This is a genomic window from Terrimonas alba, assembly GCF_042434975.1.
In the GTDB taxonomy this organism is placed as follows: Bacteria; Bacteroidota; Bacteroidia; order Chitinophagales; family Chitinophagaceae; genus Terrimonas_B; species Terrimonas_B alba.
In genome coordinates this window covers 347,172-371,868 of sequence record NZ_JBHMQM010000008.1, presented here as the reverse complement: position 1 = coordinate 371,868, position 24,697 = coordinate 347,172, and the positions used below count along the sequence as shown (strand labels likewise).

Annotated in this window: 28 protein-coding genes; 13 read left to right on the top strand and 15 right to left on the bottom strand. The window is 41.4% G+C overall.

From position 1 onward, the window contains the following. Position 1 precedes the first annotated feature (1 nt). The 5 genes from ACFEL9_RS22860 to ACFEL9_RS22840 all read left to right on the top strand — a co-directional run bounded on the left by ACFEL9_RS22860 (position 2) and on the right by ACFEL9_RS22840 (position 2,997). Positions 2-466, top strand: a complete 465-nt coding sequence (locus ACFEL9_RS22860) for an SRPBCC family protein (protein WP_385894913.1) — start codon at positions 2-4, stop codon at positions 464-466. Positions 467-517: 51 nt separating this feature from the next. Then, a complete protein-coding gene (locus tag ACFEL9_RS22855; RefSeq protein ID WP_385894911.1) occupies positions 518-916 on the top strand; it encodes a DoxX family protein in 399 nt (132 codons plus the stop codon). Between the two features lie 17 nt (positions 917-933). Beyond that, complete coding sequence (locus ACFEL9_RS22850) at positions 934-1,515, top strand: YdeI/OmpD-associated family protein (RefSeq protein WP_385894909.1); 582 nt, start codon at positions 934-936, stop codon at positions 1,513-1,515. A 30-nt stretch (positions 1,516-1,545) separates the two neighbouring features. After that, a complete protein-coding gene (locus tag ACFEL9_RS22845) occupies positions 1,546-2,130 on the top strand; it encodes a DUF4256 domain-containing protein (RefSeq protein WP_385894908.1) in 585 nt (194 codons plus the stop codon). Between the two features lie 381 nt (positions 2,131-2,511). Further along, a complete protein-coding gene (locus tag ACFEL9_RS22840; protein ID WP_385894907.1) occupies positions 2,512-2,997 on the top strand; it encodes a nuclear transport factor 2 family protein in 486 nt (161 codons plus the stop codon). 134 nt (positions 2,998-3,131) lie between these two features. On the opposite strand, the gene ACFEL9_RS22835 is transcribed toward ACFEL9_RS22840, so the two are convergent. Then, positions 3,132-4,124, bottom strand: a complete 993-nt coding sequence (locus tag ACFEL9_RS22835; RefSeq protein WP_385894906.1) for a GlxA family transcriptional regulator — start codon at positions 4,122-4,124, stop codon at positions 3,132-3,134. A 145-nt stretch (positions 4,125-4,269) separates the two neighbouring features. Next, positions 4,270-4,452, bottom strand: coding sequence for a hypothetical protein (locus ACFEL9_RS22830; protein WP_385894904.1), 183 nt, complete (start codon positions 4,450-4,452; stop codon positions 4,270-4,272). A gap of 191 nt (positions 4,453-4,643) precedes the next feature. On the opposite strand from ACFEL9_RS22830, the gene ACFEL9_RS22825 reads away from it, so the two are divergent. The 5 genes from ACFEL9_RS22825 to ACFEL9_RS22805 all read left to right on the top strand — a co-directional run bounded on the left by ACFEL9_RS22825 (position 4,644) and on the right by ACFEL9_RS22805 (position 7,350). Then, the gene (locus ACFEL9_RS22825; protein WP_385894902.1) at positions 4,644-4,883 is read left to right on the top strand and encodes a hypothetical protein; all 240 of its coding nucleotides are present in this window, start codon (positions 4,644-4,646) and stop codon (positions 4,881-4,883) included. A 123-nt stretch (positions 4,884-5,006) separates the two neighbouring features. Further along, complete coding sequence (locus ACFEL9_RS22820; protein ID WP_385894900.1) at positions 5,007-5,495, top strand: SRPBCC family protein; 489 nt, start codon at positions 5,007-5,009, stop codon at positions 5,493-5,495. Positions 5,496-5,548: 53 nt separating this feature from the next. Beyond that, positions 5,549-6,058: an SRPBCC family protein gene (locus ACFEL9_RS22815; RefSeq protein WP_385894898.1), complete on the top strand. Its 510-nt coding sequence runs from the start codon at positions 5,549-5,551 to the stop codon at positions 6,056-6,058. 8 nt (positions 6,059-6,066) lie between these two features. After that, entirely contained in the window at positions 6,067-6,876 is an 810-nt protein-coding gene (locus ACFEL9_RS22810) for a hypothetical protein (RefSeq protein ID WP_385894897.1), read from the top strand. Between the two features lie 96 nt (positions 6,877-6,972). Then, on the top strand, positions 6,973-7,350 hold the full coding sequence (locus ACFEL9_RS22805) for a SnoaL-like domain-containing protein (RefSeq protein WP_385894895.1): 378 nt from the start codon (positions 6,973-6,975) through the stop codon (positions 7,348-7,350). Positions 7,351-7,654: 304 nt separating this feature from the next. On the opposite strand, the gene ACFEL9_RS22800 is transcribed toward ACFEL9_RS22805, so the two are convergent. Together ACFEL9_RS22800 and ACFEL9_RS22795 are read right to left on the bottom strand one after the other, a co-directional pair. Further along, on the bottom strand, positions 7,655-10,198 hold the full coding sequence (locus ACFEL9_RS22800) for a cation-translocating P-type ATPase (protein WP_385894893.1): 2,544 nt from the start codon (positions 10,196-10,198) through the stop codon (positions 7,655-7,657). Positions 10,199-10,501: 303 nt separating this feature from the next. Further along, the gene (locus tag ACFEL9_RS22795; protein WP_385894892.1) at positions 10,502-10,801 is read right to left on the bottom strand and encodes a hypothetical protein; all 300 of its coding nucleotides are present in this window, start codon (positions 10,799-10,801) and stop codon (positions 10,502-10,504) included. On the opposite strand from ACFEL9_RS22795, the gene ACFEL9_RS22790 reads away from it, so the two are divergent. Continuing rightward, the gene (locus ACFEL9_RS22790; RefSeq protein ID WP_385894890.1) at positions 10,793-11,020 is read left to right on the top strand and encodes a hypothetical protein; all 228 of its coding nucleotides are present in this window, start codon (positions 10,793-10,795) and stop codon (positions 11,018-11,020) included. The two genes, ACFEL9_RS22795 and ACFEL9_RS22790, sit on opposite strands and share 9 nt — an antisense overlap. A gap of 5 nt (positions 11,021-11,025) precedes the next feature. Here ACFEL9_RS22790 and ACFEL9_RS22785 read toward each other — a convergent pair whose 3' ends face one another. From ACFEL9_RS22785 to ACFEL9_RS22735, 11 genes are all read right to left on the bottom strand, one after another. Continuing rightward, the gene (locus ACFEL9_RS22785; RefSeq protein WP_385894888.1) at positions 11,026-11,283 is read right to left on the bottom strand and encodes an acyl-CoA-binding protein; all 258 of its coding nucleotides are present in this window, start codon (positions 11,281-11,283) and stop codon (positions 11,026-11,028) included. A gap of 18 nt (positions 11,284-11,301) precedes the next feature. Then, positions 11,302-12,924 carry an alkaline phosphatase PafA gene (gene pafA / locus ACFEL9_RS22780; RefSeq protein ID WP_385894887.1) on the bottom strand — a complete coding sequence of 541 codons (1,623 nt, stop codon included), beginning with the start codon at positions 12,922-12,924 and terminating at the stop codon, positions 11,302-11,304. Between the two features lie 146 nt (positions 12,925-13,070). Beyond that, positions 13,071-14,309 (bottom strand): MFS transporter, encoded by a 1,239-nt coding sequence (locus ACFEL9_RS22775; protein WP_385894886.1) that lies wholly within the window; start codon positions 14,307-14,309, stop codon positions 13,071-13,073. 91 nt (positions 14,310-14,400) lie between these two features. Beyond that, a complete protein-coding gene (locus ACFEL9_RS22770) occupies positions 14,401-15,243 on the bottom strand; it encodes an aminotransferase class IV (RefSeq protein WP_385894885.1) in 843 nt (280 codons plus the stop codon). Continuing rightward, positions 15,240-16,388, bottom strand: a complete 1,149-nt coding sequence (locus tag ACFEL9_RS22765; RefSeq protein WP_385894884.1) for a DmpA family aminopeptidase — start codon at positions 16,386-16,388, stop codon at positions 15,240-15,242. Before ACFEL9_RS22765 ends, ACFEL9_RS22770 begins: the two co-directional genes overlap by 4 nt. 277 nt (positions 16,389-16,665) lie before the next feature. Beyond that, entirely contained in the window at positions 16,666-17,733 is a 1,068-nt protein-coding gene (gene fbaA, locus ACFEL9_RS22760) for a class II fructose-bisphosphate aldolase (protein WP_385894882.1), read from the bottom strand. Between the two features lie 169 nt (positions 17,734-17,902). Next, positions 17,903-19,009, bottom strand: a complete 1,107-nt coding sequence (locus tag ACFEL9_RS22755) for a hypothetical protein (RefSeq protein ID WP_385894880.1) — start codon at positions 19,007-19,009, stop codon at positions 17,903-17,905. Positions 19,010-19,119: 110 nt separating this feature from the next. Beyond that, positions 19,120-19,920 carry a helical backbone metal receptor gene (locus tag ACFEL9_RS22750; RefSeq protein ID WP_385894878.1) on the bottom strand — a complete coding sequence of 267 codons (801 nt, stop codon included), beginning with the start codon at positions 19,918-19,920 and terminating at the stop codon, positions 19,120-19,122. Positions 19,921-20,654: 734 nt separating this feature from the next. Continuing rightward, positions 20,655-22,013 carry a pyridoxal-phosphate dependent enzyme gene (locus ACFEL9_RS22745; protein WP_385894876.1) on the bottom strand — a complete coding sequence of 453 codons (1,359 nt, stop codon included), beginning with the start codon at positions 22,011-22,013 and terminating at the stop codon, positions 20,655-20,657. 169 nt (positions 22,014-22,182) lie between these two features. Next, on the bottom strand, positions 22,183-22,338 hold the full coding sequence (locus ACFEL9_RS22740; RefSeq protein ID WP_385894874.1) for a hypothetical protein: 156 nt from the start codon (positions 22,336-22,338) through the stop codon (positions 22,183-22,185). Next, entirely contained in the window at positions 22,335-23,018 is a 684-nt protein-coding gene (locus tag ACFEL9_RS22735) for an ArsR/SmtB family transcription factor (protein ID WP_385894872.1), read from the bottom strand. Before ACFEL9_RS22735 ends, ACFEL9_RS22740 begins: the two co-directional genes overlap by 4 nt. An 84-nt stretch (positions 23,019-23,102) precedes the next feature. Between ACFEL9_RS22735 and ACFEL9_RS22730 the strand changes: the two genes are divergently transcribed. Together ACFEL9_RS22730 and ACFEL9_RS22725 are read left to right on the top strand one after the other, a co-directional pair. After that, a complete protein-coding gene (locus ACFEL9_RS22730; RefSeq protein ID WP_385894870.1) occupies positions 23,103-24,266 on the top strand; it encodes a cytochrome P450 in 1,164 nt (387 codons plus the stop codon). Positions 24,267-24,279: 13 nt separating this feature from the next. Beyond that, entirely contained in the window at positions 24,280-24,636 is a 357-nt protein-coding gene (locus ACFEL9_RS22725) for an antibiotic biosynthesis monooxygenase family protein (RefSeq protein WP_385894868.1), read from the top strand. The last annotated feature ends 61 nt before the right edge of the window (positions 24,637-24,697 follow it).

Genomic DNA, 24,697 nt, shown 5'->3' with positions numbered 1-24,697 from the left:
TATGGAACGAAAAACAAAAATCCACGCCGAAGACGGCAAACAGGAATTAACGATCACAAGGGAATTTGAGTTGCCATTGGAATTACTTTTCAAAGCATATGCAGAGGCAGAGATTGTTGAACAATGGATGGGAACCAAAGTGCTGAAATTGGAAAATAAAAAGCATGGCAGTTATCAATTCGAAACAACCGATCCTAAAGGAAACAAACATGGGTTCAATGGGACGATCCATGAGTTTATCCCGAACCGGAAGATCACACGGACATTTGAAATGGAGAATTCGCCTTTTGAAGTCCAGCTTGAGTTCCTGGAATTTGACAAACTTACTGACGACAGCAGCAAACTCAATATGCATGTAATTTATAGAACAGTTGCACTCAGGGACCAAATGCTGCAGTTGCCCTTTGCTCAGGGCATAAATATGGCACATAACAGAATACAGGAAATCTTAAGCAAACTTGCCTGACGCCCGCCCGCCGGCAGACTGGGCAGATAAATTAAAATAAAACACAACATCATGACAAAAAGAAATCTGCCTGCCGGCAAGGCAGTCAAAATCATCTATTGGATCGCTACTATCTGGCTTGCATTAGGAATGCTATCAACCGGAGTAGTACAGTTATTAAAAATGGAAGAGGAAATAGATATGATGACACACCTGGGTTATCCTGTCTACTTGCTGACAATACTGGGTGTCTGGAAAATTTTGGGAGTGGTCGCGGTGCTTATCCCTAAATTTCCTTTACTGAAGGAATGGGCTTATGCAGGTTTCTTCATTGCCATGTCGGGTGCTGTCATTTCTCATCTGATAAGTGGAGATGAAGCCAAAGAAATTTTTGGACCGGCATTATTACTGATCCTGACTATGGTATCCTGGTATTTCAGGCCTGCCGATAGAAAATTAATTTTTAGTTAATCAATAAAAAGAATAGCATGAACCCTAAAGTTGATTGGTTTTTTAGTAAAGACACAAAGTGGCAGAAAGAATATGAGAAATTAAGAACGATCATTCTTGACTGTGGACTGACCGAAGAATTGAAATGGGGTTGCCCCTGTTACACTTTTGAGAACACAAACATTGTTTTAATACATGGATTTAAAGAATACTGTGCTCTTTTGTTTTTCAAAGGTGCTTTGTTAAATGATCCCAATGAAATCCTGATCCGGCAAACGAAGAATGTGCAGTCGGCCCGGCAGATCCGGTTCACTAATGTTAAGGAAATAGTGAAGATGGAAAAGATTTTGAAAACCTATGTCTATGAAGCGATAGAAGTGGAAAGAGCCGGATTGAAAGTGAAATTGAAAAGGACTTCAGATTTCAAAATTCCTGAAGAGTTTCAAAAGAAGCTGAACAAAAGCGCTGCATTGAAAACTGCCTTTGATGCATTGACACCGGGGCGGCAAAGAGCATACATCTTTCATTTTTCTCAACCCAAACTATCCAAAACCCGTGAAGCAAGGGTTGAAAAATACATGAAGCAAATTCTCAATGGAAAGGGATTAAATGATTTGTAAATTCGATTTCAACAGAGATAATGTAACAGTATGAAAAAGATTAATAGCGATAAAAAGACATTGTCACCGGAACTGCGTGAAGAACTACTCAAAACATTGAGAACCCGTTTTGAGAAAAACATGAACCGCCATAAAGGTCTTGAATGGGCTACAATACAGTCCCGACTAGTCGGGATGGAAGCGAATCCTGAAAAACTGTGGTCGCTCGATGACATGGAAACAACTGGTGGTGAGCCGGATGTTGTTGGTTATGATAAAAAGACAGGCGAATACATTTTTTATGATTGTTCAGCGGAAAGTCCTAAAGGCCGCAGAAGTGTTTGTTACGACGGTGAGGCGCTGGAGTCGAGGAAAGAACATAAACCGGAAAATAGCGCCGTTGATATGGCTGCTGCCATGGGCATTGAACTTTTAACGGAAGAACAATACCGGGAGTTGCAGCAATTGGGAAACTTCGATTTGAAAACGTCGAGCTGGATAAAAACACCTGCTGCTATCAGGAAACTCGGCGGCGCCCTTTTTTGTGATCGCCGCTATGACCATGTCTTCGTGTATCACAACGGTGCGGAATCCTACTATGCCGCCAGGGGGTTCCGTGGCTCGCTAAGAGTGTGAATTTTGCACAGGCAGCAAAAGCGGGGTGTCTTTTGCTACATGTTTCAGCAAAGTAACATAGTTGTAATAAGCAGGTTATGAATTTTAAAAAGATCACAAAATTCCTGAAGAACTTCAAAAAACAGATTGAAAATTCTGTCCGGGAGTCAAGGGTTGAAAAATAAATGCAGCAAATTCTCAATGGAAAGTGATTAAATGATCAATATATTCGTTGAGAAAACAAATTAATCAAACACCAAAGAGAAAAACTGCCCGCGACAGACAGGTTGGCCCTATGGCGGCTGCATCGATATCGGACTGAAGGATCACGGAATATCAGCACAACAAAAAACCGGCAACGTCATGCTTCCTGCTTTGATGAAAGAGCAACACAAATCGACTATGAAAAAACAAACATTGATCATAGCACTTTTCGGTGGGTTGTTAGGATTCTGTGGTTGTAACAGCAAGACCACTGACAATACATCACAAACTCAAACCAAATCACAAGAAATGACTATCACAGTAGAAACGATGAAGCAAGTGCTTGATGGATTCAATCGCCACGACGTCGACGCTATTATGGAATTCTTTTCCGACGATTGCTCCTTAGATCTTCCGAAGGGACCTGAACCCTGGGGACAACGCCTTATCGGCAAAGCCCAGGTACGTGAAGGTCTTGCTGGTCGCTTCAAAGGTATTCCTGATGTTCAGTATGGTGAAGACCTGCATTGGATATCAGCCGATGGCACCAGGGGAGTGTCGGAATGGACACTTACAGGAACAACAACTTCAGGAGTTAAATTAAAAGTGCGGGGTTGTGATCTTTGGGAGTTTCGGAACGGCAAAATCACCCGGAAAAATTCTTACTGGAAAATAGTGGAGTGATGGGTGCTGTGATTGGTTTCCCACTTATAAAACCCAAATACATTAAAAAATAGGGGTTTATTTAATATCAGCATACAACACTGAATGCTTCCCAAAGAACGTTTTGAAGGTGTGCCCAAATGAAGAGAAGACTTCTATAAAACCAAGGCCTCCTTATTATATTTACTTCTGTATTCCAATGGCGACATTCCGGTGATTTTTCTAAATACTTCACGAAACGCTTTTATATCCGAATAACCAACATCGTACATCACTTCATTGATTGTTTTGCGACTGGTTTCAAACGCTTTTTTTGCCGATTCAATCTTTACTCTTTGGGTATATTCGATAGGTGTATTTCCGGTTGCTTTGATAAACCTTCTGTCAAAGTTTCGCCTGCCGACAGCAAACCTGGAAGACAAATCTTCAACCGATATTTTTTCATCTACTTTACTTTCAATGTAGGCCTGTGCCTGTTGAATCATTTCATCCCCATGCTGTTTCTGACCTGTAAATATGGTGAATGCTGACTGGCTTTGTCTGTCCACTTCAATCTGAAAAATTTTGGAACAATAAATGGCTGTTTGCCTGTCATAATATTTCTCTACCAAATAAATCACCAGGTTCAGGAAAGAATAAGCGCCACCATTTGTATAAATGCCATGTTCATCCGTGATCAATTTATCAGCTTGCAAATTCACTTTTGGAAACATCGTTCTGAAAGTATCCGCCGCGGACCAATGCGTAGAGCAATTTTTCCCATCCAGCAAACCTGCCGATGCCAGCATAAATGTACCGGTGCACATACTGGCTACTTCAGCGCCGTGTTTATATTGTTGCCCGATCCAATCAACCAGCAGTTTGTTTCCTTTCATGGCTTTTTGATAGTCCCGAACCAATGAGGGAATAATGATGAGATTGGTTTTGGCGATAGCTGAAATGTTGGCCTGTGGCTTCACCGTCAATAAGCCATTATCAAATTCCGCCTTTTTTGAAACGCCGGCCAATTCAATTTTAAACAATTCCTTTTTGCCGTTTTGCTTCCAATACTTATTGGCTACTGTAAATATTTCGTAAGCACCCACTATACAAGCTACACTGCTTAAGGTACTCTGGCCGTCGGGGACTATTATGGTAATATGTTTCATCCGTGTATTTTTTATTTTTTTTAATTGCCGGATGGTCCCGACAAGCCGGGATTCATCGCTGACGAGTTGATAACTAAAAAAATTTATGGCTCATTTCATTGATTTTTTTTTGAGATGTATTTAAAATTTTAACGGGCGGTTTTGATTAATATTTTTTTATACCAGCTGTAGCGCCTTGTGGCGTCATCGTTGCGCCTGCCTGCCGGCAAAGCAGGTCGCACTCTTGTGCTTTAGATTCTGCGAGCAGCGGGTGCGGAGCAATTGCCTGCATCGCAAACACCGAAGCAAGTTGCACTGCAGCCTTTGCTTTTGGACACTTCATCGTCATTACCACTATTGAACTTTTACTCAAACGACAATCTGCATGCCGGCAGGCAGGTTTGAATTGACTTTGCAAATATATAAATCCATCGTGTCCAAATCAACCCACTACAAAGTCCATTTCGCCACCTATCCGGGTAAAATTTAGACAATAGCTTTGGCATAGCATAAAAACATTTTACTAAAAAATATATGTATATGAAAAGATTGGAAAACAAAGTTGCTGTTGTTTACGGAGATGGCACCACGGGAGGCGCAATTGCAAAAGCCTTTGCACGGGTAGGAGCAAAGGTTTTTTTGACTGGCCGTACGTTAAAAAAACTTACTGCTATCGCAGATGAAATCTTATCTGGCGGACTGCAAAAGCTGCAGCCCGGTGTATGGTTATGCAAAGGCATGGTATTATTATCATGCACACGCCGAATGCAAGCCGGATAAGCCCTCCTTGTAGGTGGCATGGTAAATGAGAAAAATAATAAGCTGGTTTCTACTAACAGTGAATAACCTGGCCTCTTGCAAAATGATACGCAACAAAAAAACACTAAGCAAAAAGATAAAATTATGACAACAACAGATTTTACCACTGCACTCGTGGTTGACCAAACTCCGGAAGAAGTATTCAATGCCATCACTAATGTTCGGGGATGGTGGTCAGAAGAAATTGAAGGCAGTACAACCAATATCAATGATGTATTTACCTATCACTACGAAGACATTCATCGTTGCAAAGTGAAACTAATCGAAGTTGTTCCGGATAAAAAAGTAGTCTGGAAAATATTGGACAACCACTTTAGCTTCACAAAAGACAAAACCGAGTGGATCGATACAAAAGTCAGCTTTGAAATTTCGGGGCAGGGCGACAAAACCCAACTTGTATTTACGCATATCGGTCTTGTTCCCGAATACGAGTGTTACGAAGCTTGCCACCAGGGATGGACCCACTACATACAAAACAGTCTTAACAATCTGATCCAAACAGGCAAAGGTCAACCTAATGCCGCCGGCACGCCAAGAACAGAAACCGAAAAGAAGCTTGTGTCTTCGAACTAATGAAGTTCACGAAAAACTCAGTGGAAGAAATAGTAACAAAAAAAATCATGATTATGACTAACAAAAAAAATATGAACAACAACAATTTCAGTACCACCCTGGTGTTGGAACAAACACCTGAAGAAGTGTTTCATGCCATCAATAATGTTCGCGGATGGTGGTCAGGATTGTACTCCGAAGAAATTACAGGAAATACAGAAAAACTAAATGATGAGTTTAGTTTTCGTGCCGGGGGAGGTGCTCATTATTCCAAACAAAAATTAATTGAAGTAATCCCCGGCAAAAAAGTTGTTTGGCTTGTTACCGACAGCGAACTTACTTTCCTTGAAAAGAAAAATGAGTGGACGGGCACGAAAATTATTTTTGAAATTTCTAAAAAGGACGGCAAAACCCAGGTCATTTTTACTCACGAAGGCTTAGTTCCCGAAATTGAATGTTACGATGCCTGCTCACATGCATGGTCCATGTATGTGCAGGAGAAATTATTGCCGCTGATAACAACTGGTAAAAACCACCCAGGCAAGAATGCAAAAGAAACAAAAGCACAAGTAACCAGTAAATAATAATCACCATGACAACAAACATAACAGCGCTGACAATGTGGATGAGAAGGTTTCATGCAATCTCAGTAATTGCCAGTCTATTGTTCTCGCTGGCAGCGAACGCACAAAATAAGCAGACCCACAAGGGAATGAATAAAATTCAGGCACTGCCACGGGATTTGGAAATTCAGCTTGCCCTCAGTGCGCTTCCGCCACATCTCAGAGATAGTGCAACCGTGTATGTTTTAAACCCTGACAAGGGCTTCGAACTTGTCCGCAGGGGCTCAAATGGTTTTCACACCTTTGTTGCCCGCACAGGTGATGATGCGATGAGAGGATCATGGCCGTTAAAAGAATACAGAGATGATATTCTTTATCCGATTGCCTTTGATGAAGCGGGTGTCAAGGCACAAATGCCCGTCTTTTTTGACATCGCAGAAATGCAGGCCAAAGGCACTCCTCCGGAGGAACTAAAAAAAATCATACAGGACCGCTTCAAAAAACATTATTACAAAGCGCCGGAACGGGCAGGTCTCTCTTACATGCTTTCCCCGATACTTAGAACATACACGAACCCGGACGAAAACGATAACGTGGTAACAGCCAGCGTTCCGCACGTTATGCACTATGCACCCAATGTCACCAATCATGATGTGGGTGGAAAACCAGAACCCGGAGGGAAATATCCTTTTGTAATATTACACGGGCCACATGGATACAACATCCAGTTTCTGGGACAAACGGAAAAAGAGGCTTTAAGAAAAGAATATGAGAAAATGCTTACACGGCTTTGCGAAATAAATAAAGAGTGGTGCTTGTCGGTAGCGGTATTTAAATGATGTGCCTCCCCGTAAATTAATGAGAAAGACACTTCGAAGACACCTGATAAATCATTCAAAAGAGAGTATTCAACTAAAAATTATTATTTTATGATTATGACAACAACGAAACCAGCATTAACAGCTGAGGAAGTGGCAGCACGATTCAACGAGCTTGCCCAACAAGAAAAATGGTTTGAAATCCAGGATGAATTTTTTGCAGAGAATGTAAAAAGCATAGATCCTCCCGGTTCACCTTATTTGGGATACGCAGAAGGTAAGGCTGCAGTTCGCAAAAAAGGTGAAGACTTTGTGAAGAGAATTGAGGCTATTCATGGAGCACATACAACTGAACCGGTTGTGGGCGGCAATCATTTTGCAGTGGGAAGAGAAATGGATATTACTGTGAAAGGATTAGGAAGAATACAAATCAATGAGGTGATGCTGTATGAAGTGAAAGATGGTCAGATTGTTTCAGAGCAATTCTTTTATTAGGCATTTTTTCTTTATACAGTCCCCGCCTTCGGTGCATATTTCTTTCTACTGAAAAAGGACCAGATCGAATTCTATTTGGCTTGTTACGCAGCCGGGCTTCACCCCGGCTGCTGTTTTTAACAATGAACCTGCTGTAAACTTAACTATCCGCATTGTTCCGTGCTTTAAATATTAGCCCGGCTGTCGATAACAATCATTGTTTATCCTGCATAGCATATTTCACTTCGTAATAAAATTAAACAGGTACCAATGTTGAGAAGATCTTAGTTGTCTGCGATATTCTTTCTTCGTTGAATACATGATCTCATCTTTTTGGGCTGGATTTCTTTAATATTCGTTTTACTTTTTTCTCCAGTTCAACTACAAAGAATACTAACGAGGATATGCCAAAAGCAGCGAGCATCTCAGTCAGCGTTAGCGGTTCGGTATGAAAAAATTTATTTAAAGAAGGCATATAAATCACCGCAAGCTGAAGCAGTACGGTGCCAAAAACCGCCAGCAGCAAAGGTTTATTGGTAAACAGTCCCAATTTAAACAGGGATCTTATTTCGCTGCGGATGGCCATCACGTGCCAAAGCTGGCAGAAACAAAGCACAGTAAAGACAAGCGTTTGCCAGTGCGTATCTCCAAACGAAATGGCGAACCATTGCGTAGCTATCGTCAGCATTCCAATAAAAATACCAACCCATAAAATATGTATGCCGAGACCTTTTGCAAAAATGCTTTCATTAGGACTACGGGGCGGTTGTTCCATAATGCTCCTTTCCGCAGGTTCGGTTGCCAATGCCAAAGCTGGCAGGCCATCCGTTACTAAATTGATCCATAAGATGTGCACCGGCAATAATGGAATCGGCAGGCCAATAATAGGGGCGAGAAAAAGTGTCCATATTTCTGCCGTATTACCCGTCAGGATATACTTAATAAACTTCCGGATATTATCATAAACCCGGCGACCCGTTTTTACCGCTTTTACAATCGTGGCAAAATTGTCATCCAGCAATATCATGTGTGCGGCCTCTTTCGTAACATCGGTGCCCATTATGCCCATTGCCACACCGATATTGGCCTTCTTTAGAGAGGGGGCGTCATTTACACCATCACCAGTCATCGAAACAAACTGCTGCTTGTTTTGTAAAGCTTCAACGATTCTCAACTTTTGCTCGGGTGATACTCTTGCATACACCCTTATCCTCTCTACATCCGTTTCTAAATTTTCAGCCTTATTCTTTCCCAGTTCCACACCTGTTACCACTTTTTGATCTTCATTATCAATGATGCCTAACTGCCGGGCAATAGATTCAGCCGTCAGGGGATGGTCACCTGTGATCATCACCGGTACAATGCCGGCAGCTTTACATTCATGTATTGCTTGTTTGGCCTCTTCCCGTGGTGGATCTATAAGGCCGGCAAGACCAATGAAATGCATTTCTTTTTCAATGGTCTCGGGTTTTACCTCGCTGGGTATTTCATGTATTTCTTTGCCTGCAAAGCCAATTACCCGCATACCTTTTTTAGCCATTTTTTCTTCCTGTTCTTTTATTTGTCCCTTGATCCCTTCATCACGATTTATTTCGGTGATCAATTCAGCTGCTCCTTTTGTTATCACCCAAAATTTTTCACCCCGTTCATGAATGGTGGTCATCGCTTTCCTGTCTGAGTCAAATGGAATTTCTTTTACCCGCTTATGATCTGCCTGTTTCTTGGCATATTCCACCATTGCTATTTCAGTGGGATCGCCGGTAAGTTTTCCATCTTTTTCTTTCACATCATGATTCAGGCTCATGGCCTGCAACAATTCTTCCCGTTTGCTTTCATCCTGTACCCAAATCTCCTGAACGATCATTTCGTTTTTTGTCAGTGTTCCCGTCTTATCGGTACAGATATACGTGACGGACCCCAATGTTTCTACGGCATATAATTTCCGGATCAGGACGTTCTGCTTCATCAACCGCCGGGCTCCCAATGCAAGCGATATAGTCACTACAGCGGGCAATGCTTCAGGAATAGCCGCCACCGCCAGCGAGATGGCTGTTAATAACATCCGGCTCAGGTCACCGCCCTGCCAATAACCTACGGCAAAAAAAACGACGCAGAGGCATATAATGATAACTGTTAATCTCCTGCTGAATTGCGTCAGTCTTTTCTGAAGAGGTGTGACGCTCTCCGCCTTGTCCAGCATGCCGGCGATATTACCCAACTCGGTTTTCATCCCTGTTGCCACTACCACCGCCTTGCCATGGCCACTCGTAATTTGTGTTCCCTTAAAAACCATATTGGTCCTGTCGCCAAGCGGCGGATCTTCATCTTTCATTGCATCGGTTCTTTTATCAACGGGATTTGATTCGCCGGTAAGGCTTGCTTCACTCGCTTTCAACGATTCGATCTCTATTAGCCGCATATCAGCGGGAACCGTGTTGCCGGCTTCCAGCAATACAATATCGCCGGGAACAATATCTGCCGCCGGTAATTCAACTACGTTGCCGTTTCGCAACACATGCGAGATGGGCGCCGCCATCTTTTGTAATGCTTCAATCGCTTTCTCGGCCCGGTACTCCTGGATAAAACCAATGATGGCATTGAGCACAATGATAATGATAATGACAATAGTATCTGACCCCTCACCAATAAATGCAGACACAATGGCGGCAGCAATCAATACCAGGATCATGAAGTCTAAAAACTGGCGGATGAAAATAACCAACGGACTAACTTTCTTTTTCCCCTTTAATTCATTTTTTCCATGCTCTTCAATTTTCTTTTGCACCGTTTCGTCATCCAGTCCATTAATATTACTGCCCATCTGTTTCAGTACTTCTTCTGCAGAAATTGAATAAAAATTCATGGCCATTTTATCAATGTTTTAATCAGGACGAATAATTTTAGCCTTTCAAAATGTGCAAACTGACACGGAAGCGGTATATCTTTTTTTGAAGAATTTTCACCTACAAGATCGCAAATTCCGCTCACCTGGCCATGAAAAGAAGAGTGTGAAAACTTTTGAAAACAACGGCAATTTTATGTTGAATTAATAGGGTGTAAATAAGCGCATATCCCGTGCTATACTCCGAATAAACAAGCCTTCAATACCCGGTACTCCTGGTATTGAAGGCCTGCTCTCATTACCCGATTCAGCGTGAATAAATTTATCTTATCAGAGAGGTTCTTCGGTCGTTGTTACACTCTTTGTATGTCCATCGGCATCTTTAATCACCGTTGTTGTTTTGCGCAAACCACCCCTTGTTGCAGTGGTCGTTCTTCTGCGGCCCATCATTGCAATAAGAATTATTAACAAAACACCTGCTACGACCCATATCCAGTTTCTTTCCAGCCAGGTGGCCACTTCTTCTTTATTAATATCTATTTTATCCTGCGCCTTTGCCATTAAACTTGCAAGTACCAGCATTAAAGCAGTACCGAACTTAATGCTTTGTTGTTTCACAAATTGTCGCATAAAAATTGGTTTTATTTAACTATTGCAACAATTACTTCAATAAACAAGCCAAGAGGGGCGGGGGCGTCATCAGTTGAGGAGGATGCTATTTCGCAGCCAGTTATACTGTTAAAAAAAGGAAGATTGTGGAGTTATGTACCCAATATTGAAGAATTTTTTACCGCTGCTGGCCTGGATAAAATGACAACAAAAAATGCCGGGCAACCCGGCATCGTGTAGTATTTTCAACCTTTCAGTTGCTCCACCAACATCACGTATTCTTTCATCGCATCGTCTTTTGTTTTCCCCTTTAAATTACTCCACGCCTCGTGCTTGGCTTTATTTACAAAATCAAAGGGGTTAGAAGGGGGCTCCGTGTTTACATCGCCTTCTGTTCCTTGCTTGTAAAGTGAATATAACTTTAGCAACGTGTCGTTATCGGGTTTTGATGGCAGTTCCTTGCTTTCTTTTACTGCCTTCTCAAATTGCTCTTTTAGTTCCATATAATAAACGTTTAATGTCTATTTGGTAATTTCCTCTATCACATGGCCCACACAACCATTTGGCATCTGGATACGCAGCATAGCAGCTACTGTTGGAGCAATATCAGTCATATACGTTTCCCGGTTTGTTTTACCGGGTTTTATTTTCCAGCCAAACCATACAAGCGGAATATGAGAATCATACGGGTTCCACGATCCGTGGGTAGTACCCTTATCCCATCCATCAAACCAACCCGGATTGAATATAAACTGGATATCGCCACTCAGTTTTTGATTATAACCATTCGTGACCATATCTTTTATTTTGGCAGGTATTGGCGTCTCCGGTACTTCTTTCAAATCAAAGGCACTCATGATAGCAGGGTGATTTTTTAATTCATTCACCGCCCAGGTTTTGAAATCATCAATATCCACTTTCTTTTCATCCAGCAGTGCGTAGTTAAGATATAACTGGTAATTGATAACCTGTTCGACGGCGTTTTTAATCTCATATTTTTTTTCTGCCTTTTCATTCAGCCATTGTCTGACGGCAGCATCGTCAAATGTGCCACCCGGGATTTTATTTTCTTTTAAAAATGCCGGCGTATGCGCCACGGCATGGTCGGCAGTCAGGAAGACAAGGTATTGGCCACTGCCCAACTTAGTATCCAGGTATTTGAAAAAAGCAGCAAGATCTTTATCCAATCTCAGGTAAGTGTCTTCTACTTCAATTGAGTTTGGTCCGAATGCATGACCGATATGATCAGGAGAAGAGCAGCTAATGGCAAGAAAATCTGTAACGTTCCGCTGTCCCAACTTTTCACCTTCTACCGCCGCTCTCGCCATATCAAAAGTATACGAGCTACCTCCCGGTGTCTGGCGGAATGATTCATATTTATTTACGGAAATAGCAGCAGTCATGTGAGGGAACGTGTTGTCTTCGCCACCGATAGTGGATTCGTACACTTTATCATCCGTAGTACTTTGTTTATACGTATTGATCGGATAAAGTGTGTTCCAGTTTTGCTGCAGGTATTGATCCGGTAACTTTTTACTATTGATGTTTTTAACCCACTCAGGTAATTCATTCATATAATAAGTGCTGCTGATCCATCCGCCGGTAGCATTGTCAAACCAATAAGCTGCATTCGCCGAATGACCCGCAGGTAAAATAGAACCACGATCTTTGAGCGAAATCCCAATTGTTTTACTTTGAAAATTGGTTGCCAGCCTCAACTCATCGGTAATTGTGGTGGTGAGCATGCTTCTCGGCGACATTTTGCCTGCAAGTGAATTACTCCCAACAGATGACACAGTTGAATCGTCAGTACAATACCAATTTCTTTTCAGATCCCGGCGATACCAATAATTGCCAATAATACCATTGATTGCCGGAACAGAACCAGTATACACAGAGCTATGCCCGGCTGCGGTATAAGTGGGTGTATAGGGTATGAATGTATTCTCACAACTAAAGCCCTGGTTCAGCATCCGTTTGAAACCGCCGGGTGAATAACGGTCGTAAAAACGATAGAGATAATCCCATCTCATTTGATCGATCACAATTCCAACTACTAATTTAGGTCGTTGAACAGACTGAGCCTGAACAAAACTGCCAGCAAACATTGTGCATCCAATCAGCAGTGTTGTTGATAGTTTCATAAGCCAAAAAAATTTTAGCAAATGTAAGGGTATAATACTGTTAATCTGGCAGCACTAATCACTGGATAACATTCTATTCATTACAAGAAGAATACAGGAAGATAACCAGCAGAGGAGATATCAATCGATTGTTTGACTGCAAAAACCTACAACCATTTTTTAAAGGCAAGAGCAGCCGCAATTGACAACCCACCAACAACCCACCACAGTGTCGTAAAACCTGCATGCTCGGCCAATTGAGCGCCACCCATAGGCCCAAGAGTTTGCGCAGCCGACCAGGCCATCGTATAAAGCGCCGCATATTGCCCACGGTTGTTATGCTGGGTCCGGCTTATCCAGTAGCTGTTCATAAATGGCATAGACAGTATTTCGCCAAATGTTACCAGGGTGATCATACAAAACCCTATGAATGCACCATGAAATGGGATGTTTAACAACCAAAACGAAAGACCCGTTAACAGAACGCCACTGGTGATATACACCATACTTTTTCGTTTGCCTTCCAGTTTATAGACCAGTATCATTTCTATCAGGGCAATGATGACCCCATTAATCGCCATGAGCAAACCGATATAAGGCTCGGAAAGATGAAGATGCCTTTTAAAATAAACAGGGATATTGGTGAATATCTGGAAAAAGCAGCTGGCGAATAACGTTGTCACCAAAATAAAAATGATAAATGTTTTATCACGGAAGGCTGAAAGAGCAGGAGCCGGTGCTGCTTCCTGCGAAGTTTCAGCAACAGCACGGTTTACCGGTTTGAGAAAAAGTACCATGACGATTGCTGCAAGAATATTGGTAATGCCGTCTACCCAAAACAACAATTCATAATTGATCTTTGCAAGAATTCCACCGATGGCACTTCCAACAGCCCAGCCAATATTGATCGCCAGCCTGTTTAATGCATAGGATCGGGTACGGTTTTCTTCCTTGCTATAAAAAGCGATAGCCGTTGAATTTGCCGGGCGAAAAGCCTCACCCACAAAACTTACCAGGAAAGTGAAAAGACAGATGAGTGGATAGGTTTTCATCTGGCCCAATAAAATAAAAAGAATACCACCTCCGGTGAGTGTAATTAGCTGAACAGGATAGTAGCCAATTTTATCGGTCAGTTTACCACCGATATATGCCCCGCAAAACGCACCCAACCCGAACAAACCAAACACCACGCCTGCCTGTCCTACCGAATAACCCATTTCAGGACTGGTGAGATACAGTGTCATAAACGGAACTACCATTGTACCGCTCCGGTTGATCAGCATGATCAATGATAACAACCAGGTAGAATGAGATAATCCTGAATATGCATTTTTATATGTCAGTGCTGTTGCTTTGAGCATAAATCGCCGCAAAGGTATCGGCAATAAAATCAAAGCTGTCGCCATTTATAAAGAAAAATGCTTTCTTATCAAATTGGGAGAGGCCACTAACCGGTTTTGGTGATTGACAGTAAATAAAAACAAATGTGCTGCAAGCTTATTTCAGACCTGACAAAGAAATATATTCATTTTCCATTTCAAGAAATGCATCATTGAGCAGCGTGGTGACGGGGCCTGCCTTACTATTTCCAATGATCTTTTCATCAATTTGTGTTACAGGAAGAAGCCGCTTGGTAGTACTTGTCATAAATACTTCGGCTGCATTTTTAACTTCGTTCAAACTTACTGTGCGCAGCTCAACATTTAGTTTCGTTGTGGCTAGTTCAATCAGTTTTTTACGGGTAATGCCCGGCAATACATGTTCGGCCGGCGTAATAAGGGTACCGTTTTTATCAATGATAAATATATTGGAGCGGGGAAATTCTGACACCAAGCCATGTTTGTGGTACAGTACATCTGCAGCGTTCCTTTCTTTTATTTCTTTCTGCAGCCATACACCCATTAAATAGTTGATGGATTTTACCTCCGGCAATTCCCGCAGGTATTCATGTGTAATCACTTTGATGCCCTTGCTGAATTTGTTAGCATCTGTTAATTGAACGGCATGCTGCGTGATAATAAAATTGGGTGTCGATAATTCATAACCGTCCGTAGCATAACCACCTGTTATCAATAATTTAACACCCGTATCCGACAAATCGTTCCTTGTGATTAATTCATGAATAATGTTTTTCAAATCATCCCTTGTATACGGCGCCGGCAGGTGCATACCTTCCACTGAATTATAAAAGCGGGCCAGGTAATCATCCAGGAATAACGGAACATAATTCCTGGTTCTGAAAAAATCAAATGCTGCATAACCTCTCTGAATCGAAAGATCATTTAGTCGGAGTTGAGCGTTTTCTTCTTCAATAAATTGTCCGTTTACAAAGGCGATCATTCGGGAATACTTTTATATTTTTTTAATAGCGGAATCACTTTTTCCAGTGGAAGTGCTTCTATTGTACGTCCGTTTTTTCCGCGCATTGTTTCTGCTTTGAAAAGAGAATTTAATATTGCTTCCCCGGTAGCTTCAATCGCCGCCATAAAAAGAGGAGAGGTCTCATCATTGCGCAAAACATTTTGAGACTGCAATAACTCCCTGCTTTCATGTAACACTCTTACGGATTGATGCGTGGAAAATGCAATGACATAATCACCGCTGCCATTGCTGGCAATACCGCCTGTTTTAGCCAAACCCATAAAAGCTCTTTTGGCCAGGCGTTCAAGATTCCTGGAGTCCAGCGGAGCATCAGTTGCTACCACTATCATGCAGCTTCCATCAACCGGATCATTCAAGCGATCACTCAGGTAAAACTTTTTTAGTTCTTCACCTACCGGCACTCCGTCAATTTGTAAGACCCCACCAAAATTGGTTTGAACCAAAACACCGACTGTATAACCACCGAGACTTTGGGGAATTACTCTTGATGATGTGCCAATCCCGCCTTTGAAACCAAAACAAACTGTACCGGTTCCCGCACCGACATTGCCTTCTGCTACGGCGCCTGCTTGCGCATGTTGAATGGCTTGTATTACATCATCACTTTTTACATGTCGACCGCGGATATCATTTAAATAGCCATCATTGGTTTCCCCCACAACAGCATTCACCGACTGTACATTTTCGTTACCGGCCTGCGACAAGGTATACCTGGTAACGCCTTCGATGCCGGTTGAAACATTTAAGGTATTGGTTAAAATAACAGGCGACTCAATATTTCCCAATTCCTGTACCTGTGTAACACCTGCCAGTTTACCGAAGCCATTGCCCACAAAAACAGCAGCCGGTACTTTCTGTTGAAACAAATTACCATCATGTGGTAAGATGGCGGTAACTCCTGTACGGATTGAATCGGCTTTGATCAATGTTGTGTGACCAACCTTTACGCCGGCAACATCTGTTATAGCATTTAATTTCCCTTTGGCTAAGACACCAATCTTTATTTTATAGTCTGAAAGGCGGCCACGGCCTTGTGAAAATGCTTTTTGCGTAAAGAACATTGATAGGAATAAAAGCGCTGTTATAAAACCTAATTGCCGCATTTAATTTTATTTATTTCCATTCAAACTTATACAAACCTGCTTGTACGGCACGAACAAAATTTTCATTTTGGGGTATAAAAGAAGCTGTTTAAAAATGCAAGTAGAACGCTGATTATTCTGATTTATCAAGATAAAATCAGCGAAAAACATCGCCATCTTAAATATCTGCGCCTGCCTGCCGTCAGGCAAGTTCTGAAAAATTTAAACAGGTTCCAGCCACAGACAAGAGAGTCTATAAACAAACAAGCCTCGCTGAATGGCGAGGCTTGCTGATTTTTTATGCATTTCGGTTGATACAATTGAGATCTTCAAACGCAACCTCCAAACGCTTGATAAAGGTTTCCTCTGCTTTGCGAAGCCAGACACGGGGATCGTAATATTTTTTGTTGGGAGAGTCAGCGCCGGAAGGATTACCCAACTGACCTTGTAAATAGGCTTCATTCTTCTTGTAGTTGTCCAGCACACCTTCCCAGAAGGCCCATTGAAGATCGGTATCCAGGTTCATTTTGATTGCGCCGTAACCAATTGCTTCGCGGATCTGGTGTTGAGGAGAACCGCTGCCACCATGAAACACGAAATAAACAGGTTTAGCACCCGTTTTCAAATTCTTTTCGATATACACCTGGCTGTTATTCAAAATTTCGGGACGCAGTTCCACGTTACCGGGTTTATACACTCCGTGCACATTACCAAAAGCAGCAGCAACAGTGAACATACTTCCTACTTTACTTAATTCTGTATACGAATAAGCTACATGCTCCGGCTGCGTGTACAATTTATCATTCTCCACGTCGCTGTTATCAACGCCATCCTCTTCACCACCGGTAACACCCAACTCAATCTCGATGCTCATTCCCAGGGGTTTCATTCGTTTGTAAAATTCTACCGAGGTTTGAATATTTTCCTCCAATGTTTCTTCGCTAAGATCCAGCATGTGTGAACTAAAAAGCGGCTGACCTTTTTCTTTATAAAATTGTTCGCCGGCATCAATCAAACCACTGATCCAGGGTAACCATTTCTTTGCGGCGTGATCGGTGTGCAATACAACCGGCACACCATAATATTTTGCAACATTGTGAATATGCAGAGCACCGGATATACCGCCGGAAATGTTGGCCTGCATTTTATCGTTTGGCATTCCTTTACCAGCGATAAATTGCGCACCGCCGTTTGAAAATTGAATGATAACAGGTGAGTTGACCTTTGCAGCAGCTTCTAATGTGGCATTAATCGTGTTGGTGCCAGTGGTGTTTACAGCAGGTAAAGCAAATTGGTTGTCTTTGGCATCTTTGTAAAGGGCTTCCAGTTCTTCACCGAACAGTACCCCGGCTTTGTACTTTTTCATTGCAACAGTTTCTTCTTTAAGTAAAATAATTGGTTTTAAAAGAGGCAGCAACCGTAAAAAGAGCGCTAATATAGTTTATTTATCATTAGTGTGCCGGACAACTCATTTCATGGGGCGTCGTAATGCGAACAATCGTAAGTCGATAAATGTATAGACCTTCTTAAAAGTTTTAATCACTGTCTTTCCCAACATTTCGCTGAACCAGCAACAAGTTTTTTTGGAGCGTTTGTTTTAAGTGCCTTTTTACAACTTGTCCCATCGATTGACACTTATTGAAGACCGTAGTATGCAGGTGAGCATTCAGTTCTTGTTTCAATTGTTCTACTTTCTCAGGTACCGATATTTTATCCAACGACATGATATCCAGCAGTTCTTTGATCCGATAACGGGAGGAAGCCAACCTGAAAGTGATCATGGTTCTTTCTTCGGCCTGGTACTGAGCGATGGATTCTTTATTCAAATGTTTCAGGCAAAGATCGACATAGGGATAATTTTCTTTGAAAAACTGTGGCAGGTACAAATTCTTTCTTCCTTCATACGACTGCTGATCGAAATCAATTGCACGGATGCGGTATTGATAATCCTCGATATCGGGTGTAATATCGATCACAAAATTATAGCTCCGCATATCGCCCAGCAAGCGAACAAAACAACGTTCATTGAACTTCACAAATTCCTTTGCCAATCTTATTCGATTAATATTCGGATCGGTTTTCATCTGTTGAATAAACGCATCACCCGGTATTCCGGGAATATGTTCTTCCACCAAAGTATTATCGCAGGTAAAAAAAGTAATGCGGTTAGGCGATAAGATATGTTCTAATTCCAAACCATAAATGCGGGATGCATCAGCTATCTTGATATAATAATGATCATAATTGTCATTGTATTTATTGACAATACGGATGCGAAACGGATGAGAATTACCAAATGTGCAATAGTCGATCCGGGCGACATCCAAATGGCTGGTATAAGTAAAATCGCCTTCGGTTTTAAGGATGGCATAAATTTTCACTAATCCATCGCGGATAAAATCCCAGTCTCTTTTATCATAAATGGTTTTCTCCCACAGCGTGTCACGGCCATTTTTGTCTTTGATAGGAACGGAAAACGTATAATGCAAAAGATCTTTATACAACACAGGAAGCTTTACTTCCCGCCCATGATGCTTGAGGTAGGAGCGAAGCCCCGTACTGACCGGGAACATAGGTTTTTTCCGGGAGGGCTTATCCACTTTCGTTTTTTCGTGGTCATTATCATGGTCTGCAAAACTCATGGATGGAAGTTACGAATCCTTCGCCAAAACAGGGGATCGCTCCATGTTAGTGATAGTAGAAAACTGATGCAACAGCTAATGCAAATTCCCAACACTTAACCGTCAACTGATCAACTCTCAACAATTAAACGCTGCAATTCCATAAAATAACGGGGCGCATATTGTAACCGGCTGCCATACCAACTAAACATTTCACCATCTACCAGTAAGATCTTAGTGTCCGGCAAATGTGGCTGCAATTGTTCGGCATGTTTTTGTTTGAATGGGAATGGCTCAGACGAAAGAAGCAAAAGTTTTAAGTTCTGCGCTTTAAGTTCATCAATGCTCACTTCGGGATAACGGGCTTTATCGGCAAACACATTTTTAAGTCCTGCCGCATCCAACATCGAGTTGATGAATGTATCACCACCAACGGTCATGTAGGGATCATTCCAGATCAGGTAACAGGTACCCCCGCCCCCTAAAGGGGAGTCAGGAAGCGGAAGTTGGTTAAATCCTTCTTTTATTAAAGTAATAAGTTCCTTCGATTTATTCGCTCTATTAGTAATCAATCCTATTTGTTCGATCATGTCATACGCATCCCCGAGGTTATTGATATCGCTTACCCATACAGGATAAAATTTAGCAAGTTCTTCAACCTGTTCTTTCACATTCTCTTCTTTATTGGCGATGATCAGGTCAGGTGCTAATTGATGGATAGTTGATAGGTTGATTTTCTTTGTGCCGCCTACCCGGATTTTGGAATAAAACCATTCGGCTGGGTGAACGCAAAATTTTGTGATGGCAACAACTTCTTCGTCGAGGCCCAGGGAACATAATAATTCTGTTTGTGAGGGAACTAAAGAAACAATACGGCGTGGGGTAGTAGCAAGGGAGACCGTTCTTCCTGTTTGATCTGTAAAGGAAAACATCAGCTGTTTTGCTGCAATTTATACCAATTAGATTTGAGAAAGAGTCATTCATCAATCTCCTTCTCAAATCAGCATTGGCGTCGCCCGTCCTTGAGTGAATAACTTTTATAATGAGGTCTGGTATAAGCAAAGAGCTTGGGGAGAGGTCTTTATCACCGCGCCTCCTGCTATCCTTCGACATGCTCAGGACTTAGCAGGAGGGTTCCGGACTGTTAATTTCTTTTCATGGATTTGGACACGGTGACTTACGTTCGTTCTTCAGGGATTGGATTTGGTTTTCCCGGTTTTGGATTCGGATGATTTTCTTAAGGATCGTTGGATTGGTTTTTCTCCCAGGATTTTGGTTCGCTTTTCTAAGGATGTTGGATCTTATATATTCTTTGAACTAATCTTAAAAAGTAGAAGTTGATTGATACTGGATTTCGAATCGTTTGGTTTTCTAAGGATTGGGTTTTAAAATTAAATCGATACTTGGACGGTTGGTTTTTATCTGGATGATATTGGACTAATGATTGAATTCAATCAATCAACTTCTGAAACAAAAATAATTATGATTCCTTTAGCATCACAGAGCAAAACTGCTCTATTTTTAATGTCAGTTTTTCCTGAAATAATGGTAAATGGACCAATTTTTAATTGCGGAAAAAGCGATAGAAAGAATGGTATTTATACGAAAAAGGCTGGCGCAAACGTTACCAGCCTTGTTTTAAATCAAGTGTTGCGGTATTGTGCGGCTATTTGCTTAACGCCTGCAATACATCGTACTTCGTAATAATATGGTAACTGCCTGCCTCATCCTTTGCCAAAACGGCGCCGTTGCCTTTGTTGATGAGAGAGCTTAATTTTTCTACCGGGGTATCAAACGCTACCACGGGTAACATAGGCTCCAGCACATCACTTACTTTCGAGTTTTTAATCTCGGGGTTGTCAAATATTTTTTGGAATAAACCACCTTCGCTAATCGCACCGACGGGGCCTTCGCCATTCATCACCGGTATCTGTTCTATATCATATTTTTTCATCAGTTCCACTGCTTCCGCTACGGTTTGGGTGGGCTCTACAGTGATCAGGCGTTTGGTGCCCCTTGAGCTAATCACATCTTTAAAAGTTTTTACGTCGAGAAAACCTCTTTCAATCATCCATTGATCATTATAAATTTTCCCTACATAGCGGCTGCCATGATCGTGAAAAATGCAAACCACCAGGTCATCTTTCTTCAATTTGTTCTTCAGTTGCATTAATCCCTGTATACAGCTACCGGCACTGTAACCACAAAATATCCCTTCTTCTTTCGCCAGTTTCCTTGCCATAATGGCGCCGTCTTTATCTGTCACCTGTTCGAAATGATCGATCACACTCATGTCATAATTCTTCGGTACAAAATCTTCGCCAAAGCCCTCTGAAATGTAGGGATGTACTTCATTCATATCAATTTCACCGGTCCGGAAATATTTGGTTAGTAATGATCCGTATACATCAATGGCCCATACCTGGATATTGGGATTTTTTTCTTTGAGATACATGGCAGTGCCCGTGATAGTTCCGCCTGTACCTGCGGTGCACACGAGATGGGTGACTTTTCCGTCAGTTTGATTCCATATCTCGGGCCCTGTAGTTTCATAATGCGCCAACCGGTTAGCAAGATTATCATATTGGTTCATATGATAAGAGTTGGGAATCTCTTTCGCCAGTCTTGCTGCTACGCTGTAATAGCTCTTGGGGTCTTCAGGCAATACATTCGTAGGACAAACGATTACTTCCGCACCTACTGCCTTTAATATATCTGCCTTTTCTTTTGATTGCTTATCGGTTGTAACAAAAACACATTTATAGCCCTTTACCACGGCGGCCAATGCAAGACCCATACCGGTATTACCACTCGTGCCTTCAATAATGGTACCGCCGGGTTTTAATTTTCCTTGTTGCTCCGCCACTTCTACCATCTTCAGCGCCATCCGGTCTTTTATGGAATTGCCGGGATTGAAATAATCCACTTTTGCCAGTACAGTGCAGGGAAAATCTTTGGTTATTTTATTGAGCCGGATCAAAGGGGTATTGCCGATGGTTTCCAGTATGTTATTCTTAATATCCATTACAAACATTTGTTGCAGAGCAAAGGTAAGCATCCTGAGCGAAGTCGGAGAATGGCCGAAGTCGAAGGATACCGCTGAAGAAATTTTCAATATCCAATTTTCAATGCTCAATGTTCAATTGAGATTTCCTAAGTAAGGAGCATTGAATTGTGACTACTGAGTGTTGTTTTTAGCCAGCCTTTGTGCTACTATGATCGTTTGTTGTGTCACACTCTTGTACGTTCGGTCCGCTATTCAGCAATAATGATTGAGCCTTTGCTTCATGATCACCATCTATCATAACAGGAACGAAGCGGGCAATGGAGCAATTTGTCGGGATATTCAAAGAGAAAGTTTAAAATATTCAGCAAGCTTTTTTTGTCCTTTGGCCGTAATAATAATTTCTCTCGAGTTTTTAATTTTTCTTACCCAATCAGAGGAAAGCATTTTATCAAGTAATGATGCTGCAAGTGAGCCCGCCATATGATTTCGTCGCTCACTCCAGTCAAGACACGGACGTATAAATGAACGCCTTTGTAATTTCAAATCATCAATATGGATATCCAGGTTTGAAAACCATTTTTCTCCCTTCTTAGTTATTTCAAAAGTATTGTTACTATCAATAATTATTTTTTGCTTCAACAAACTATCGGTTAGTAATACACCTACTTTGCCGGCTAAATGATCGTAGCAGGTTCTGCAATATTTAACAGGAGACAAATTATTTACAAATTGGTTGTTTTTACCCGTAACCGGCTGAGGTATAAGATTAGCCATTGCCTCTATCGCATAAGCAATTTCTTTCCGGGAAAATTTATAATACTTATGGCGGCCCTGATTTTCTACCGAAAGTAGCCCAGCCTGCACCAGTTTGCTCAAATGCATGCTTATATTCTGCGCTGATGTATCAGCTGTAATAGCTAATTCTGTTGCAGTAAAAGCCTTGCCATCTAATAACGTCCATAGAATAGTGGCTCGTGTGGGATCACCGATCAACGAAGCCATTTGTTTAAATTGATTCTCCATTGTATGTATTTCATACTTCAGCCCGAAATGAAGTATTCATGAATAAAGCTACATAATCTTGCAGAAGAATAACAACAAACAGTAATGGTAAATACATTGTTTTTGCAATCAGAAATGCAGGACCCGTATCAATTTTACAGAACAATGCTCTATGAAAACCCTGTGTTTTGGGATAGCAGCAACAACATTTGGGCAATCTATTCCTATCGAAACTGTAAAGCTGCTCTTTTGGATCCTGCTGTATTGATTCCCCCGCTCAATCAGAACAACACAAATAATTTAAATGAATATGCGTTGGCGATTGATGGCAGGCTGGCAAGGATAAGTAACGGGGTCCAGCATGAGATTTCCAGAAAAACCGCTTTGTTTTTGTTTGAAAATATGCAAAGCGTTTCTCTGCCAGAAATAATAAACCGTTTACTGCCCGGTAAAAATGTTAATAATGAAACAGATTGGGTGAATAAGGTTTGCAAGCGACTTCCCGTTGATATTATATTGAAAAGCTTTGACTTCAACACGGATGCATATGATGTTATTTCAAACAATATCGGTCAGCTTATAAAACTAATGTTGCCTGGTAAAACACCTGAACAGGTCTCAGTTATCAATCCGGTCTCAAAGGAAGTATGGACCATCACTGAAAGACATATTCTTTCTACAAAATTTCACAAGACTATTACAACTGAATTAGCTGAAAAATATGGAGCCGGTAAAGACGAAATCCTTTCTTTATGTGTAAGCAATCTTATCGGGTTGCTCATTCAGAGTTATGATGCCGGAAGAGGTATATTAAGTAATTCGTTGCTGCAAGTGCTCGGCAGGGAAATGCTGCTTCCAACTCATATTAACAAAGAATATCTGCAAAAATATGTGGTCGAAACATTAAGGTTTGATCCCCCTATTCATAACACAAGAAGAATAGCAGCTTCTTCTATTACAATCGGCAATCGTGAGATCAAAAAAGGACAGATGATGTTAATAGTGCTTGCGGCGGCCAACCGGGACCCTAGAAAATTTAACAACCCGGATAGTTTCAATATTGAAAGAACCAATAATAATGAACACTTAACTTTTGGAATTGGTTCTCATGGGTGTTTAGCCCAACATTTCTCTGTAAATATGGCAACAGCAGCATTATCATATCTTTTTGAAAAATATAATTCGATTAAACTGGTTGAAAAAGAGATTCAATACGAGCCTGTTATCAATGCAAGGCTTCCAATAAATATTTCGATCTCTCTTAGATAATAAAATTAAAATTATGATAGCAGTAATTTTTGAGGTAATTCCGGCATCCGGCAAAAAAGATGAATATCTTACTATAGCAGCCGAATTAAAGCCTGTACTGGAAAAAATTGAGGGCTTTATTTCCGTTGAGCGATTTCAAAGTATTAATGATCCCGGAAAGATGCTGTCATTATCATTCTGGAAAGATGAAGAAAGCATCAAACAGTGGCGCAATACTGAAATGCACCGGCTTGCTCAATCAAAGGGTAGGGAAAATATATTTAAGGATTATCACCTCAGGATAGCCAATGTCAACCGTGATTATGGAATGTTTGACAGGAGAGAAGCACCTGCGGATAGCAAGATGTTTCATAATGGAAAAGCAGGTTAGCAAAGCATTCACCAGGACTCATATCAATTCAGTAAAAACAAAAACCCTCCTGCGAACAGAA

Bases quoted from the DNA above. Each gene is read 5' to 3' on its own strand.
- ACFEL9_RS22755 (WP_385894880.1), bottom strand. From the start codon at position 19,009: ATGAGTTTTGCAGACCATGATAATGACCACGAAAAAACGAAAGTGGAT.
- ACFEL9_RS22825 (WP_385894902.1), top strand. From the start codon at position 4,644: ATGAAAAGATTGGAAAACAAAGTTGCTGTTGTTTACGGAGATGGCACC.
- ACFEL9_RS22725 (WP_385894868.1), top strand. From the start codon at position 24,280: ATGATAGCAGTAATTTTTGAGGTAATTCCGGCATCCGGCAAAAAAGAT.
- ACFEL9_RS22835 (WP_385894906.1), bottom strand. From the start codon at position 4,124: ATGAAACATATTACCATAATAGTCCCCGACGGCCAGAGTACCTTAAGC.
- ACFEL9_RS22855 (WP_385894911.1), top strand. From the start codon at position 518: ATGACAAAAAGAAATCTGCCTGCCGGCAAGGCAGTCAAAATCATCTAT.
- ACFEL9_RS22810 (WP_385894897.1), top strand. From the start codon at position 6,067: ATGACAACAAACATAACAGCGCTGACAATGTGGATGAGAAGGTTTCAT.
- ACFEL9_RS22795 (WP_385894892.1), bottom strand. From the start codon at position 10,801: ATGCGACAATTTGTGAAACAACAAAGCATTAAGTTCGGTACTGCTTTA.
- fbaA (WP_385894882.1), bottom strand. From the start codon at position 17,733: ATGAAAAAGTACAAAGCCGGGGTACTGTTCGGTGAAGAACTGGAAGCC.
- ACFEL9_RS22845 (WP_385894908.1), top strand. From the start codon at position 1,546: ATGAAAAAGATTAATAGCGATAAAAAGACATTGTCACCGGAACTGCGT.
- ACFEL9_RS22745 (WP_385894876.1), bottom strand. From the start codon at position 22,013: ATGGATATTAAGAATAACATACTGGAAACCATCGGCAATACCCCTTTG.
- ACFEL9_RS22850 (WP_385894909.1), top strand. From the start codon at position 934: ATGAACCCTAAAGTTGATTGGTTTTTTAGTAAAGACACAAAGTGGCAG.
- ACFEL9_RS22805 (WP_385894895.1), top strand. From the start codon at position 6,973: ATGACAACAACGAAACCAGCATTAACAGCTGAGGAAGTGGCAGCACGA.
- ACFEL9_RS22830 (WP_385894904.1), bottom strand. From the start codon at position 4,452: ATGACGATGAAGTGTCCAAAAGCAAAGGCTGCAGTGCAACTTGCTTCG.
- ACFEL9_RS22860 (WP_385894913.1), top strand. From the start codon at position 2: ATGGAACGAAAAACAAAAATCCACGCCGAAGACGGCAAACAGGAATTA.
- ACFEL9_RS22765 (WP_385894884.1), bottom strand. From the start codon at position 16,388: ATGCGGCAATTAGGTTTTATAACAGCGCTTTTATTCCTATCAATGTTC.
- ACFEL9_RS22735 (WP_385894872.1), bottom strand. From the start codon at position 23,018: ATGGAGAATCAATTTAAACAAATGGCTTCGTTGATCGGTGATCCCACA.
- ACFEL9_RS22800 (WP_385894893.1), bottom strand. From the start codon at position 10,198: ATGGCCATGAATTTTTATTCAATTTCTGCAGAAGAAGTACTGAAACAG.
- pafA (WP_385894887.1), bottom strand. From the start codon at position 12,924: ATGAAACTATCAACAACACTGCTGATTGGATGCACAATGTTTGCTGGC.
- ACFEL9_RS22770 (WP_385894885.1), bottom strand. From the start codon at position 15,243: ATGATCGCCTTTGTAAACGGACAATTTATTGAAGAAGAAAACGCTCAA.
- ACFEL9_RS22785 (WP_385894888.1), bottom strand. From the start codon at position 11,283: ATGGAACTAAAAGAGCAATTTGAGAAGGCAGTAAAAGAAAGCAAGGAA.
- ACFEL9_RS22815 (WP_385894898.1), top strand. From the start codon at position 5,549: ATGACTAACAAAAAAAATATGAACAACAACAATTTCAGTACCACCCTG.
- ACFEL9_RS22750 (WP_385894878.1), bottom strand. From the start codon at position 19,920: ATGTTTTCCTTTACAGATCAAACAGGAAGAACGGTCTCCCTTGCTACT.
- ACFEL9_RS22840 (WP_385894907.1), top strand. From the start codon at position 2,512: ATGAAAAAACAAACATTGATCATAGCACTTTTCGGTGGGTTGTTAGGA.
- ACFEL9_RS22775 (WP_385894886.1), bottom strand. From the start codon at position 14,309: ATGGCGACAGCTTTGATTTTATTGCCGATACCTTTGCGGCGATTTATG.
- ACFEL9_RS22730 (WP_385894870.1), top strand. From the start codon at position 23,103: ATGGTAAATACATTGTTTTTGCAATCAGAAATGCAGGACCCGTATCAA.
- ACFEL9_RS22820 (WP_385894900.1), top strand. From the start codon at position 5,007: ATGACAACAACAGATTTTACCACTGCACTCGTGGTTGACCAAACTCCG.